At 66.5% G+C, this 14,179-nt stretch carries 14 protein-coding genes; 12 read left to right on the top strand and 2 right to left on the bottom strand.

The window, feature by feature from the left end:
* Nucleotides 1–21: 21 nt before the first annotated feature.
* Both DID96_RS09045 and DID96_RS38225 read right to left on the bottom strand, forming a co-directional pair.
* The gene (locus DID96_RS09045; protein ID WP_124599019.1) at nt 22–1,020 is read right to left on the bottom strand and encodes an LLM class flavin-dependent oxidoreductase; all 999 of its coding nucleotides are present in this window, start codon (nt 1,018–1,020) and stop codon (nt 22–24) included.
* Between the two features lie 274 nt (nt 1,021–1,294).
* On the bottom strand, nt 1,295–1,453 hold the full coding sequence (locus DID96_RS38225) for a hypothetical protein (RefSeq protein WP_185732205.1): 159 nt from the start codon (nt 1,451–1,453) through the stop codon (nt 1,295–1,297).
* Between the two features lie 197 nt (nt 1,454–1,650).
* Here DID96_RS38225 and hpnI point away from each other — a divergent pair, with 197 nt between their 5' ends.
* The 12 genes from hpnI to astA all read left to right on the top strand — a co-directional run bounded on the left by hpnI (nt 1,651) and on the right by astA (nt 14,179).
* Nucleotides 1,651–2,823: a bacteriohopanetetrol glucosamine biosynthesis glycosyltransferase HpnI gene (gene hpnI / locus DID96_RS09040; protein ID WP_124599018.1), complete on the top strand. Its 1,173-nt coding sequence runs from the start codon at nt 1,651–1,653 to the stop codon at nt 2,821–2,823.
* A gap of 95 nt (nt 2,824–2,918) precedes the next feature.
* A complete protein-coding gene (hpnJ, locus tag DID96_RS09035; RefSeq protein WP_311767730.1) occupies nt 2,919–4,361 on the top strand; it encodes a hopanoid biosynthesis associated radical SAM protein HpnJ in 1,443 nt (480 codons plus the stop codon).
* A 3-nt stretch (nt 4,362–4,364) separates the two neighbouring features.
* Complete coding sequence (gene hpnK, locus DID96_RS09030; protein ID WP_124599016.1) at nt 4,365–5,249, top strand: hopanoid biosynthesis-associated protein HpnK; 885 nt, start codon at nt 4,365–4,367, stop codon at nt 5,247–5,249.
* On the top strand, nt 5,246–6,286 hold the full coding sequence (locus tag DID96_RS09025; protein WP_124599015.1) for a lysylphosphatidylglycerol synthase domain-containing protein: 1,041 nt from the start codon (nt 5,246–5,248) through the stop codon (nt 6,284–6,286). Before hpnK ends, DID96_RS09025 begins: the two co-directional genes overlap by 4 nt.
* 86 nt (nt 6,287–6,372) lie before the next feature.
* Nucleotides 6,373–6,930 carry a hypothetical protein gene (locus tag DID96_RS09020; protein ID WP_124599014.1) on the top strand — a complete coding sequence of 186 codons (558 nt, stop codon included), beginning with the start codon at nt 6,373–6,375 and terminating at the stop codon, nt 6,928–6,930.
* Nucleotides 6,931–7,203: 273 nt separating this feature from the next.
* Complete coding sequence (locus DID96_RS09015) at nt 7,204–7,893, top strand: ABC transporter permease (protein WP_124599013.1); 690 nt, start codon at nt 7,204–7,206, stop codon at nt 7,891–7,893.
* The gene (locus DID96_RS09010) at nt 7,890–8,603 is read left to right on the top strand and encodes an ABC transporter permease (RefSeq protein ID WP_124599012.1); all 714 of its coding nucleotides are present in this window, start codon (nt 7,890–7,892) and stop codon (nt 8,601–8,603) included. The genes DID96_RS09015 and DID96_RS09010 overlap by 4 nt, the downstream gene beginning before the upstream one ends.
* Before the next feature lie 21 nt (nt 8,604–8,624).
* Nucleotides 8,625–9,419 carry an ABC transporter ATP-binding protein gene (locus tag DID96_RS09005; RefSeq protein ID WP_124599011.1) on the top strand — a complete coding sequence of 265 codons (795 nt, stop codon included), beginning with the start codon at nt 8,625–8,627 and terminating at the stop codon, nt 9,417–9,419.
* A 22-nt stretch (nt 9,420–9,441) separates the two neighbouring features.
* A complete protein-coding gene (locus DID96_RS09000) occupies nt 9,442–10,482 on the top strand; it encodes a GlxA family transcriptional regulator (protein ID WP_124599010.1) in 1,041 nt (346 codons plus the stop codon).
* A 341-nt stretch (nt 10,483–10,823) separates the two neighbouring features.
* A complete protein-coding gene (locus tag DID96_RS08995) occupies nt 10,824–12,056 on the top strand; it encodes an aspartate aminotransferase family protein (RefSeq protein ID WP_124599009.1) in 1,233 nt (410 codons plus the stop codon).
* 30 nt (nt 12,057–12,086) lie between these two features.
* A complete protein-coding gene (gene aruF, locus DID96_RS08990) occupies nt 12,087–13,142 on the top strand; it encodes an arginine/ornithine succinyltransferase subunit alpha (RefSeq protein ID WP_124599008.1) in 1,056 nt (351 codons plus the stop codon).
* Entirely contained in the window at nt 13,139–14,179 is a 1,041-nt protein-coding gene (gene astA, locus DID96_RS08985) for an arginine N-succinyltransferase (RefSeq protein WP_124599007.1), read from the top strand. The genes aruF and astA overlap by 4 nt, the downstream gene beginning before the upstream one ends.

The following is a 14,179-nucleotide window of genomic DNA, read 5'->3' as shown; positions in this document are numbered from 1 at the left end:
GTGGCCGGTGTCGTGGCCGACTTAGTGCGCTTCGCTCGCGAGCTCGTCGCGGATCTGCGCGGCGAGCTCGAACGAACGCAAGCGCGCCGCGTGATCGTAAATCTGCGCGGTGATGATCAGCTCGTCCGCGCCGGTCTGCGCGATCCGGTCGCGCAGCCGGTCGCGCACGGTATCGCGCGAGCCGACCGCGGCGAACGACAACGCATGCGCGACGTTCGCGAGCTCGAGCTCGTTCGCGTCGAGCACGTCGACGGGCGGCGGCAGCTTGCCTGGCGTGCCGCGGCGCAGGTTCAGGAACTGCTGCTGCAGCGACGTGAACAGGTGCCGCGCCTCGTCGTCGGTATCTGCCGCGAACACGTTCACGCCCACCATTGCATGGGGTTTCGGCCACGCGGCCGACGGCCGGTACTGCGCGCGGTACAGTTCGAGCGCGCGCATCAGGGAGTCCGGCGCAAAGTGCGACGCGAACGCGAACGGCAGACCGAGCATTGCGGCGAGCTGCGCGCTGAACAGGCTCGAGCCGAGCAGCCAGACCGGCACGTCGAGCCCGGCGCCAGGCACCGCACGCACGCGCTGGCCGGGCGCCGGTTCCGCGAAGTAGCGGAGCAGCTCGGCGACGTCGTCGGGGAACGCGTCGGCGCTGCCGACCAGGTCGCGGCGCAGCGCGCGCGACGTGGTCTGGTCGGTGCCCGGCGCGCGGCCGAGGCCGAGATCGATCCGGCCCGGGTACAGCGACGCGAGCGTGCCGAACTGCTCGGCGATCACGAGCGGCGCATGGTTCGGCAGCATGATGCCGCCTGAGCCGACGCGGATCGTCCGCGTGCCGCCCGCGACGTGGCCGATCACGACGGCGGTCGCGGCGCTCGCGATGCCGGGCATGTTGTGGTGCTCCGCGAGCCAGTAGCGGCGGTAGCCCCAGCGCTCGGCGTGCTGCGCGAGATCGAGGGTGTTACGGAATGCCTGCGCGGCGTCGGCGCCGGCCGGAATGGGGGCAAGATCGAGTACGGAAAACGGAGTCATCGGATGGCCTTCGAACGGGGGTGCGCGCGGTGATGCGCGGACGCAACAGATCGGTCGATTTTGCCAAAGGGTGCCGGAACGTGCTGACGGCGCGCGGATACCCCTGACGTTGTCAGGGGTGCGTGAAAGGCGGTTTTCGATTGTTTTCAAAATCGCTGTAATAGTCGGTAAATTACCGATTTTTACGGGGATTGGGTGTGAATCCGGGCGTAGACACAAAAAAGCACGAAAGGCCTTCACACGAAGACTGCAATACGCCTGCAAAGCGCTTACGCTAATCTGAACGAGGTTGCACCGGAATGGTTCTCCTTTCCGGGAATTTGCCGATTTTGCACCAGTCCGTTGCCTGGGTCGCCAAGCGCTCGATGCCGCTGACTGCTAAAATCCGGCGCTTGTCCATGTCTTGCTGACTGACAGGATCGTTACCGTTCATCTTCCTGCGTCCCGCCCGGGCGTCGCGCGGGGAGTGCCTCGCAAGAGGGGGCATGGCCGTTTTCGGGTATGGAGTCCCCCCAATTCAGACGCTGCCGGAACAAGGAGTCGGGTCGTGCCCGCGTTCGTCCCAATCGGATCACCCAGTACACACACCACCGATGCCCGCCGCGGTTTCGCCGCCGGAGGGCACCTCGCATGACGCCTGCCGCAACGCTCATCGACTGGCTGCTGATCGCGTTTACGCTCGCCGCTGCCGGCTATGCGCTCGTCGCGGCGTTCGCGCCGCGGCCGCGCACGCCGCGCACGGCCGCGCGCGACGGCTTCGAGCCCGTCAGCGTGCTGAAGCCGCTGTGCGGCGCGGAGCCGCACCTGTACGAGAACCTCGCGACCTTCTGCGAACAGCGCCACCCGCGTTACGAGGTGCTGTTCGGCGTCGCGTCGGCGAGCGACCCGGCGGTCGCAGTCGTCGAGCGGCTGCGCGCGGACTACCCTGAATGCGACATCACGCTCGTGATCGACGCGCGCGTGTACGGCAAGAACCTGAAGGTCAGCAACCTGATCAACCTCGCCGACCGGGCGAAGTACGGGCGCATCGTGATTGCCGACAGCGACATCGCGGTGAAGCCCGACTATCTCGAGCGCGTGACGGCGCCGCTCGCCGATGTGTCGGTCGGCGTCGTCACGTGCCTGTATCATGCGCGCAGCGTCGGCGGATTCTGGACGCGGATCGGCGCGCAGTTCGTCGACGCATGGTTCGCGCCGTCGGTGCGGATCACGCACCTCGGCCGCTCGAGCCGCTTCGGCTTCGGCGCGACGCTCGCGCTGACGCGCGACACGCTCGACCGGATCGGCGGCTTCAAGGCGCTGAAGGACGAACTGGCCGACGATTTCTGGCTCGCCGAACTGCCGCGCCGCCTCGGCCGGCGCACGGTGCTGTCCGAGGTCGAGGTCGGCACCGACGTGATCGAAGCGTCGTTCGGGCCGCTCTGGCACCGTGAGACGCGCTGGCTGCGCACGATCCGGTCGCTGAACCCGGCCGGTTTCGCGTTCCTGTTCATCACGTTCACCGCGCCGTGGCTCGCGATCGGCGCGGGGCTCGCGCTGCGTCTGGATGGCACGTTCGCCGGCACGCTGGCGGGCACGGCCGCCGCCGCGGGCGCGTTCGGGCGGCTCGTGCTGCATGCGCGCGGCGAAGACGGCTGGCGCGCGTTCTGGCGTGATCTGCCGCTCGTCGCGGTGCGCGACACGCTGCTCGCGCTCGAGTGGCTCGTCGCCGCGTTCGGCACGCAGGTCGTGTGGCGCGGTGCGAGGATGACGGTCGTCGGCGGCGAGCGCGCGACGGCCGTGGAGGGCGTCGACGGCCGCTGAGCGGCGTCGCGCGTACCGACCCCTATTCCGAGAGCGGGCACCCGTGTGGGCGGCCCGCGGTTTTTTTTACTAGATTCTTGAAACGAACTCGAACTATGCAGGCTACCGGAGCATTCATGAAAACGCTGTTCTTGCAGGCCCCTTCGTACGACGGCTTCGACGGCGGTGCCGGCTCCCGCTACCAGGCGAAGCGCGAAATCCGTTCCTTCTGGTATCCGACGTGGCTCGCGCAGCCGGCCGCGCTCGTGCCGGGCAGCCGCGTGCTCGATGCGCCGGCCGACGGCCTGTCGGTCGAGGAAACGCTGAAGATCGCGAACGACTATGACCTCGTGATCATCCACACGAGCACGCCGTCGTTCCCGACCGACGCGATGTTCGCGCAGGACCTGAAGAAGATGAAGCCGTCGCTGTTGGTCGGCATGGTCGGCGCGAAGGTGATGGTCGATCCGCACAACTCGCTCACGGCGAGCGAGGCCATCGACTTCGTGTGCCGCGAGGAATTCGACTACACCTGCAAGGAAATCGCCGAAGGCAAGCCGTTCCCGCAGATCAAGGGCTTGAGCTGGCGCGCGAAGGACGGCTCGATCGAGCACAACGAAGCGCGTCCGATCCTCGAGAACATGGACGAACTGCCGTTCGTCGCGCCCGTCTACAAGCGCGACCTGAAGATCGACAACTACTTCATCGGCTACCTCAACTATCCGTACGTATCGATCTACACGGGCCGCGGCTGCAAGTCGCGCTGCACCTTCTGCCTGTGGCCGCAGACGGTCAGCGGCCATCGCTACCGCACGCGCTCGGTCGAGAACGTGCTCGCGGAAGCGAAGTGGATCCGCGACAACATGCCGGAAGTGAAGGAACTGATGTTCGACGACGACACCTTCACCGACGACCTGCCGCGTGCTGAAGCCATCGCCATCGGCCTGGGCAAGCTCGGCATGACGTGGTCGTGCAACGCGAAGGCGAACGTGCCGTACAAGTCGCTGAAGGTCATGAAGGAAAACGGCCTGCGCCTGCTGCTGGTCGGCTTCGAATCCGGCGACGACCAGATCCTCGTGAACATCAAGAAGGGCGTGCGCACCGATTTCGCGCGCCGCTTCAGCGCGGACTGCAAGAAGCTCGGCATCAAGATCCACGGCACCTTCATCCTCGGCCTGCCGGGCGAGACGCAGGAAACCATCAAGAAGACGATCGAGTACGCGAAGGAAATCAATCCGCACACGATCCAGGTGTCGCTCGCCGCGCCGTATCCGGGCACGACGCTCTACAAGCAGGCCGTGGAAAACGGCTGGATGGAAGAGAACAAGACCATCAACCTGGTGAGCAAGGAAGGCGTGCAGCTCGCGGCGATCGGCTATGCGCACCTGTCGCGCGACGAGATCTATCACCACCTCGAGCAGTTCTATCGCCAGTTCTACTTCCGTCCGTCGAAGATCTGGGAAATCGTCCGCGAGATGCTGACGAGCTGGGACATGATGAAGCGCCGTCTGCGCGAGGGCGTGGAATTCTTCCGTTTCCTGCGCGCGCACGAGGCCTGATACGTGACGACGCAGCGGGCGGCGCGGGCGCTCATCTTCACCGCGGACGATTTCGGGCTGCATCCGCGCGTCAACGCGGCGGTCGAGCGCGCGCATCGCGACGGCGTGCTGAACGCCGCGAGCCTGATGGTCGCCGCGCCGGCCGCGGCCGATGCGATTGAGCGCGCCCGGCGGCTGCCGTCGCTCGCGGTCGGCCTGCATCTCGTCCTTGCGGACGGGCCGGCCACGCTGCCCGCGCATGAGATTCCCGCGCTCGTCGGCGCCGACGGGCGGTTCGGCGACGCGATGGCGAAGGACGGCTGTCGCTTCTTCTTCCTGCCGCACGTGCGTGCGCAGCTGCGCCGCGAGATCCGCGCGCAGTTCGACGCGTTCGCGGCGAGCGGCTTGCCGCTCGACCACGTGAACGCGCACAAGCATTTCCATCTGCATCCGACCGTGCTGTCGATGATCGTCGAGATCGGCCGCGATTACGGGCTGCGCGCGGTCCGGCTCCCTTACGAGACGAACGCGCCCGCGTGGCTCAAGCCATGGATCGGGCTCGTGCGCGCGCGGCTCGACCGTGCGGGGCTCGCGCACAACGACTACGTGGTCGGCATCGAGCACACGGGCGGGATGGACGAGGCGGTGCTGCTCGACGCGCTCGCGAAGCTGCCGCCCGGCGTCGGCGAGATCTACTGCCATCCGGCCGAGGCCGGCGACGGTCCGATCACGCCGACGATGGCCGGCTATCGTCCGGTCGACGAACTGGATGCGCTGCTGTCGCCGCGCGTCGCCGCCGCGCTGAAGTCGGCGGGCGTCGCGACCGGCGGCTTTGCCGACGTGTTCGGCCAGCATTCGCCGTCGCGCGCGCCGCGCGCGGCGCGCCAACCGGGAGCGCAGCCGTCGTGAGCAAGTGGATCAAATGGCTCGGCTGGCCGATCGGCATCGGGCTCTTGCTCGTGCTGGGGCTGCATGAAGGTGTCGGCGACGTCACGCAGATGATCGGCCGCGCGGGGTTCGCGCTGCTGTGGCTCGTGCCGTTCCATGCGCTGCCGCTGCTGCTCGACGCGTATGCGTGGCACCTGCTGCTCGACAAGCGCAGCTCGCTGCCGTTCCTGTGGTGGATCGCGACCGTGCGCGAGGCCGTCAACCGGCTGCTGCCGGTGGTCGGGATCGGCGGCGAACTCGTCGGCATCCGGCTTGCGCGCTGGCAGGTACCGGACGCGAGTCGCGTGACCGCGTCGGTGATCGTCGAGGTGCTCGTCACGATCGTCGTCCAGTACGCGTTCGCGGCGCTCGGCCTCGTGCTGCTGCTCGCGTCGACACACGAGATGAGCGGCGGCACGATCGGCCTCGCGCTCGTGCTGTCGCTGCCGCTGCCGGTGCTCGGCGTCGTGCTGATGCGGCGCGGCGGCATCTTCCATGCGATCGAGCGTTTCGCGAGCCGCCTGCTCGGCGATTCGCACCGGCTGCTGCAGGGCGTCGACGGCAAGCGCCTCGACGCGGACATCGACGCGCTGATGTCGCGCACGGGCTTGCTGTTCAGCGCATTCTTCTGGCAATTGGCAGGCTACGCGGTCGGCGCGCTTGAGATCTACTGGGCGCTCGAACTGCTCGGCCATCCGGTGTCGATCGGCGGCGCGCTCGCGATCGAGGCGATGACGCAGGCCGCGCGCCATGCGGCGTTCATGGTGCCGGGCGGCCTTGGCGTGCAGGAGGCGACCGTCGTGCTGCTCGCGCAGATGTTCGGCGTCGACCGCGAAACGGCGCTGTCGCTCGCGCTCGTGAAGCGCGCGCGCGAGGTCGTGTTCGGCTGCCTCGCGCTCGGCTCGTGGCAGCTCGCGGAGCTTGCGCATACGCGCCGCAGGATCAAGGCGCCCGTATCGCGCGCGCCGCAGCCGGCGCATGCGCGCGAAACGGAAGCAGAAACCGAAACGATGCACTGAACGAGACGGGCCGCGCGCCCGTCTCGCGCTTTTGGCGCCGCGCGGGTATGCTTGCCGCGTGTTTGTCCCGATGCGGCTTGCTCCCGATGATTTTCCGTTTCCGGCTGTTCCCCGTCGCCGTAGTGGCCGCAATGCTGGCGTTGTCCGGTTGCGACGACCAGCAAAGCGAGTTCAACGTGCAACGTCTCAAGGATTTCTTCAACGCGATCAAGCCTGCGCCGCTGCTGCTGAAGGGGCTGAAGCCCGGCGAATCGACCGAGGCCGACATCCGCGGCACGATGGGCAAGCCGGAAACCGAGCGGGTGTTCACCGACGGCTCGAAGCGCCTCGAGTATCCACGCGGCCCGATGGGCAATCAGACCTGGTTCGTCGACATCGACGCGAACGGGCACTACACGGGCGCGACGCAGGTGCTCACCGCGGCGAATTTCGCGAAGGTGCAGCCCGGGATGAGCGAGGACGAGGTGCGGCGCCTGCTCGGCAAGCCTTGCGAGATCGCGGAGTATCCGCTGAAGCCCGAAATCGTCTGGAGCTGGCGCTGGCTCGAGGACGGCGTCAATACCGATGCGTTCTTCAACGTGCATTTCGGCCCCGACGGCCTCGTCTACACGACGTCGCGCTCCGACATCCTGAAAGGGCACTGACCCAGTGACCGCCCCCCGGCGCTATATCGAAAAAGCGACCGGAAAATTGCAAAAAGTCCGCTTCCTGGCGTGTTGTCGAACTGTCAGGGAGCGGCTTTTTTCCTTTTGAAACAGCCGTGTAGCGGGGTATTGCGGGCGCCGGCCCGGATTGTTGCGACGCAGCAATACGATGCACGGTGATTTGAGGCAATCATTTCCGCTTGCGACTATCCGCGTCAGCCCGGCGCAGGACACGCATGCGCGCCGGCTTTCATTCCAACTCTGGAGACGCGCGTGTTTCTTTACGGCTTTGGTCCCGTCCTCTGGGCCGGCACCGTGCAGACGATCGAGCTGTCGGTGCTGTCGCTCGCCACTGCGGTGGCGCTGGGGCTGATCGGCGCGGTGGCGAAGCTGTCGCACAACCGGTTTCTGCGTTCGATCGCGACCGGTTATACGACGCTGATCCGCTCGGTGCCCGATCTCGTCCTGATGCTGCTGCTGTTCTACAGCATGCAGATCTGGCTGAACCAGTTCACCGACCTGGTCGGCTGGGATCAGATCGACATCGACCCGTTCGTCGCCGGCGTGCTGACGCTCGGCTTCATCTACGGCGCGTATTTCACCGAGACGTTCCGCGGTGCGTTCCTGTCGGTGCCGCGCGGCCAGCTCGAGGCCGGTGCGGCGTACGGGATGAGCGGGCTGCGGGTGTTCGTGCGGATCATGTTCCCGCAGATGATGCGCTTCGCGCTGCCGGGCATCGGCAACAACTGGCAGGTGCTCGTGAAGGCGACCGCGCTCGTGTCGATCATCGGCCTCGCCGACGTCGTGAAGGCGGCGCAGGACGCAGGCAAGAGCACGTTCAACATGTTCTTCTTCATCCTCGTCGCGGCGCTGATCTATCTCGCGATCACGACCGTTTCCAACCTCGTGCTGATGCAGCTCGAGAAACGTTATTCCACGGGCGTGCGCCACGCAGAACTATGATCGAGATTCTCCAGGAATTCGGCCAGGCGTTCCTTTACTGGGACGGCCAGCGCCTGTCAGGCCTTGCGGTCACGCTGTGGCTGCTCGTTGCGTCGATTTCGTTCGGCTTCGTGTGCGCGGTGCCGCTCGCGGTCGCGCGGGTGTCGAAGAAGAAGTGGGTATCGATGCCGGTGCGCTTCTACACGTACGTGTTCCGCGGCACGCCGCTTTACGTGCAGCTTCTGCTGCTCTATACGGGCATGTACAGCCTGGAATTCGTGCGCTCGCATTCGCTGCTCGACGCGTTCTTCAGGAGCGGCTTCAACTGCGCGATTCTCGCGTTTGCGCTGAACACCTGCGCGTACACGACCGAGATCTTCGCCGGCGCGATCCGCGCGATTCCGCACGGCGAGGTCGAGGCGGCGCGCGCTTACGGGATGACGCCGTTCACGATGTATCGCCGCGTGATCCTGCCGTCGGCGCTGCGCCGTGCGTTGCCGCTTTACAGCAACGAGGTGATCCTGATGCTGCACGCGACGACGGTTGCGTTCACGGCGACCGTGCCGGACATCCTGAAAGTCGCGCGTGACGCGAATTCGGCGACGTACATGGCGTTCCAGTCGTTCGGGATCGCTGCGCTGATCTATCTTGCGGTATCGTTCGCACTCGTCGCGGCATTTCGCCGTGCAGAGCGCCACTGGCTCGCGTATCTCGCGGCCGGCCGTCATTGATTTCACTTCGAGGAGAGCCAGTTGGCCGAGATCACTCAAACGGGCGCTGCCTGCAAGCTTGCGGCGGTCGACATTCACAAGCGCTATGGTGACAACGAGGTGCTGAAGGGCGTGTCGCTGAACGCGAAGGCCGGCGACGTCATCAGCATCATCGGCGCGAGCGGCTCGGGCAAGAGCACGTTCCTGCGCTGCATCAATTTTCTCGAGCGGCCGAATGCGGGGCAGATCGTCGTCGACGGCGAGGCCGTGCGCACGAAGACCGACAAGAGCGGCGCGCTCGAGGTTGCCGACCACAAGCAGCTGCAGCGGATCCGCACGAAGCTTGCGATGGTGTTCCAGCACTTCAATCTGTGGGCGCACATGAACGTGCTCGAGAACGTGATGGAAGCGCCGGTGCACGTGCTTGGCATCTCGAAGAAGGAAGCCGAGGATCGTGCGCGCGAGTATCTGGAGAAGGTCGGGCTGCCGCCGCGGGTCGAGAAGCAATATCCGTCGCACCTGTCGGGCGGTCAGCAGCAGCGCGTCGCGATCGCGCGGGCGCTGGCGATGCATCCGGACGTGATGCTGTTCGACGAGCCGACCTCGGCGCTGGATCCGGAGCTCGTCGGCGAAGTGCTGAAGGTGATGCAGAAGCTCGCCGAGGAGGGCCGCACGATGATCGTCGTCACGCACGAGATGGGCTTCGCGCGCAACGTGTCGAACCACGTGATGTTCCTGCACCAGGGGCGGACCGAGGAGCAGGGCAATCCGGCGGAGGTGCTGGTGCGCCCGCAGAGCGAGCGCCTGAAGCAGTTCCTGTCCGGCAGCCTCAAGTAACGCGGCGCGGCAGGTCGCATCCGTGGTACCGGTGTCCCGTCCCGCAGGCGCCACCCGCACGACGCAGGTGGTGATCGTTGCTTTGCCGCCCGTGTCGATGTCGGGCGTGGGTCCGATCGTCGATGCGTTGAGTCTTGCCAACGAGATCGATGGCCGGCTGCTGTACCGCTGGCAGGTGTGTTCGTGGGACGGGCGGCCGGTGCCGCTCGCCGGCGGCGCGCAATGGCATGCGGATGCGGCGTTCAACGACGCGGTTGCGTGCGACTGGCTGATCGTCGTTTCCGAGCGGTTCCAGCAGTTTGCCGACTACCGGCTGTTCCTGGCGAGCCTTGCGCGCGTCGGGCAGCGCACGCCGGTCGTGACGGGCATCCACCATGGCGTGTGGTGGCTGGCGATGGCCGGGCAGTTGTCCGGTTATCGCGTGAGCGTGAACTGGGAGACGTACCAGCAGTTTGCCGAGCAGTTCGAGCGTTCGATCGTCACGCAGCAGATCTTCGAGATCGACCGGGATCGGGCCACGTGTGCGGGCGGGCAGACGACGGTTGATTTCATGCTGGCGATGATCGGTCGGGAGCATGGGCCCGACCTGGCGGAGCGGATTGCGGATGCGCTCGGTGCGGGCACGCTGCGCAGTGGCGAGGAGCGGCAGCGGATTCCTTTTGTCACCGCGCCCGGCGAGCGGCATCCTCGTTTGAACGATGCGCTGCTGCTGATGGAAGCGAATATCGAGGATCCGTTGACGACCGATGAGATCGCCGGGTTGGTCGGCGTGTCTCGCCGGCAGCTCGAGCGGCTGTTTCGGCAGTATCTTGGGGCGATGCCGTCGAAGTATTACCTCAATTTGCGGTTGCTCAAGGCAAGGACGCAGTTGCAGCGGACCAGCAAGTCGGTCGTTCAGGTCAGTCTCGCCTGTGGGTTTTCTTCTGCTGCGCACTTTTCCAATGCGTACCGCGAGAGGTTCGGGGTGACGCCTCGTGAGGATCGGCGTGCTTGGCTCGAGAAGCAGACTGGGGGTGCCGCCGAGCCACGGGCGGGGGCGCTCGTCGAGCGCGAGAACAAGTAAGGGATGAGGGGGCCTGGGGGCATTTTTTTGGTGGTCCGGCGGCGGCGGGCGTGAAGTACCTGTGATCTTGTCGGTCTATTTGTGTCGCCCCTCCCCCTGCCCCGGGGAGGGGCGACACAAATAGACCGATAAGAAATCGGGACCGAGCAAAACCCCAGCCACACAGAGGGAAAAAGCTGAGCAAACTGAAGCCCCGAACCCGAAGCCCCCCGCCGGAGGCAAAAAAAAACCGCCCGAGGCATCCCGACAGAACCCGTCGCAATTGCGCAAGACGCTTCCCCGCCCCTTACCTAAACTTGAACCTATTGTTTCAAGACCTCAACCGAAAGGAAGGAACCACCATGACGAACCTGACCGTGAACCGCCAGACTTTCGACGAAGTGATGGTGCCGGTGTTTTCCCCCGCGCCGTTCGTGCCGGACCGCGGCGAGGGCTCCCGTGTGTGGGACACGGCCGGTCGCGAGTACGTGGATTTCGCGTGCGGCATCGCCGTGACGTCGCTGGGCCACGGCCACCCGGAACTGCTGAAGGTGCTCGACGAGCAAAGCCGCAAGCTCTGGCACATCGGCAACGGCTACACGAATGAACCGGTGCTGCGTCTCGCCAAGCGCCTCGAATCGCTGACCTTCGCCGACCGCGCGTTCTTCGCGAACTCGGGCGCGGAAGCGAACGAAGCCGCGCTGAAGCTCGCCCGCCGCGTCGCGTTCGAACGCCACGGCGCCGACAAATACGAAATCATCTCGTTCGTGCAGTCGTTCCACGGCCGCACGTTCTTCACGGTCAGCGTCGGCGGCCAGCCGAAATACTCGGAAGGCTTCGGCCCGGTGCCCGAAGGCATCAAGCACCTGCCGTTCAATGACATCGAAGCCGCGAAGGCCGCAATCGGCCCGCAAACCTGCGCGGTGATCGTCGAACCCGTGCAGGGCGAAGGCGGCGTGATCCCCGCCGATCCGGCCTTCCTGAAGGCGCTGCGCGAAGCATGCGACGCGCATGGCGCACTGCTGATCTTCGACGAAGTGCAGACGGGTGTCGGCCGCACGGGCCACTTCTACGCATACATGGACACGGGCGTCACGCCGGATATCCTGACGACCGCGAAGGCGCTCGGCAACGGCTTCCCGATCGGCGCGATGCTGACGACGAAGGAACTGGCCGCCCACTTCAAGGTCGGCGTGCACGGCACGACCTACGGCGGCAACCCGCTCGCGTCGGCGATCGCCGACAAGGTCGTCGAACTGATCGGCGACCCGGCTCTGCTCGAAGGCGTGCGCGAACGCAGCGTGCGACTGAAGGGCGCGCTCGAGCGCATCAACGCACGCTTCGGCATCTTCAAGGACGTGCGCGGCAAGGGCCTGCTGGTCGGCGCGGAACTCACGGCCGCATTCGACGGCCGCGCAAAGGACTTCGTGAACGCAGCCGCCGAGCACGGCGTGATCATGCTGATCGCAGGCCCTAACGTGCTGCGCTTCGTGCCGTCGCTCGTGATTCCGTTCGACGTGCTCGACGAAGGCCTCGCGCGCTTCGAGAAGGCGGTCGAGCAGGTGGTCGCCGCGCAGGAAGCCACCGCGCGCTGAAGCGTGCACCCATCGCTGACAGGAACGACGATGCTATTTGTTCGCCCCGGCAAACTCACGGATCTCGATGCGCTCGCGCACATGGCGCGCACCGCGCAGCCGGTCCTGCACTCGCTGCCGCATGATCGCGCGGCGCTCGAGGCGCGTGTCGCGCTCTCGGAGGATTCGTTTCGCGCGGACGTCGACTTCCCCGGCGAGGAGTTCTATCTCTTCGTGCTGGAAGACGCCGCAACCGGCAAACTGCTCGGCACCGCCAGCATCGTGGCGGCCGCCGGCTACTCCGAGCCGTTCTACGCGTTTCGCAACGACGCGCTGATCCACGCGTCGCGCGAACTGCACGTGAACCGCAAGATCCACGCGCTGACGATGTCGCACGAGCTGACGGGCAAGAGCCGGCTCGCGGGCTTCTACGTCGATCCGTCGCTGCGTGGCGACGCGGCCGCGCACCTGATTTCCCGCGCACGGATGATGTACATCGCCGCGAACCGCCGCCGCTTCACGCCCGAAGTGTTCACGCTGCTGCTCGGCGTGAGCGACGAGAGCGGCGCGTCGCCGTTCTGGGAAGCGGTGGGCCGCAAGTTCTTCGGCCGTGACTTCGCCGACGTCGACATCGCGTCGGGCGGCCGCAGCCGCACGTTCATCGCCGAAGTGATGCCCGGCTATCCGCTGTACGTGCCGCTGTTGCCGGAAGCCGCGCAGCGCGTGCTCGGCGAGCCGAACGCCACCGCGCTGCTCGCATACGACATCCACCTCGAGGAAGGCTTCGAGCCGGACCGCTTCGTCGACATCTTCGACGCGGGCCCGGTGCTGACCCAGCAGGTCGATCGCACCGCGTGCGTGGCGCACGCGGCCGAACGCACGGTGCGCGAGGCCGCGCGCCAGCAGGGCGACGTCGCGTACCTCGTGTCGAGCGGCAGCGGCGATGCGTTCCGCTGCGTGCTCGCCGACTTGCCGGCCGATGCCGGTAAGGACGCGCCGCTCGCCGGCGACGTGCGCGCGGCGCTCGACGTGAAGGACGGCGATGTCGTGCGCTGCGTGCCGCTGCACCAGCGCGATGACGAACATTCGAAGGGAGACGCAGCATGATCGTCGTTCGGGTCGTACAAACGGGCGATGTGGATGCGCTCGTGTCGCTCGCGAAGGAAACCGGTCCGGGCCTGACCACGTTCAAGCCCGACCGCGACGCGCTCGCCGCGCGCATCGAACGCACGCGCCGCACGCTCGAAGGGCACGCGCAACCGTCGGAAGCCGGCTACTTCTTCGTGATGGAAGACTCGGCAACGGGCGACATCGCGGGCGTGTGCGGGATCGAATCGCAGGTCGGCCTCGAGCAGCCGTTCTACAACTACCGCGTGAGCACGGTCGTCCACGCGAGCCAGGAGCTCGGCGTGTGGACGCGGATGCACGCGCTGAACATCTCGCACGACCTGACCGGCTACGCGGAAGTGTGCTCGCTGTTCCTGAGCCCGCGCTACCGCACGGGCGGCGTCGGCGGCCTGCTGTCGCGCTCGCGCTTCATGTTCATCGCGCAGTTCCGCGAACTGTTTCCGGAACGCATCTGCGCGGAGCTGCGCGGCCACTTCGACGACGACGGCACGTCGCCGTTCTGGCGCGCGGTCGGTTCGCACTTCTATCAGATCGACTTCAATGCGGCGGACTACCTCAGCTCACACGGCCGCAAGTCGTTCCTCGCGGAACTGATGCCGCGCTACCCCGTGTACGTCGACCTGCTGCCGCAGGACGCGCAGGACGCGGTCGGCCTCACGCATCGCGACACGCTGCCGGCGCGCAAGATGCTCGAGGCGGAAGGGCTGCGATACCAGAACCACGTCGACATCTTCGATGCGGGCCCGGTGCTCGAATGCCACGTCAACGACCTGCGCACGGTGCGCGAGAGCGTCGTCGTGCCGGTCGCGATCGGCGTGCCTGACGCGGGCGTGCCAGACGAGCGCGCGCCGAAATCGCTCGTGTCGAACACGTCGCTCGGCGATTTCCGCGTCGGCGTCGCGCCGGGCGTCGTTGCGAACGGCGCGTTCGTGCTGTCGGCCGACGATGCCGCCGCGCTCGACGTGAAGGCCGGCGATCCGGTCCGCGTGCTGCCGCTCAAAGTCAAACAGGGATAA

This window comes from Burkholderia sp. Bp8963 (assembly GCF_003854275.1).
In the GTDB taxonomy this organism is placed as follows: domain Bacteria; phylum Pseudomonadota; class Gammaproteobacteria; order Burkholderiales; family Burkholderiaceae; genus Burkholderia.
The sequence above is the reverse complement of the archived record's forward strand: the minus strand, read 5'-3'. Positions and strand labels throughout refer to the sequence as shown.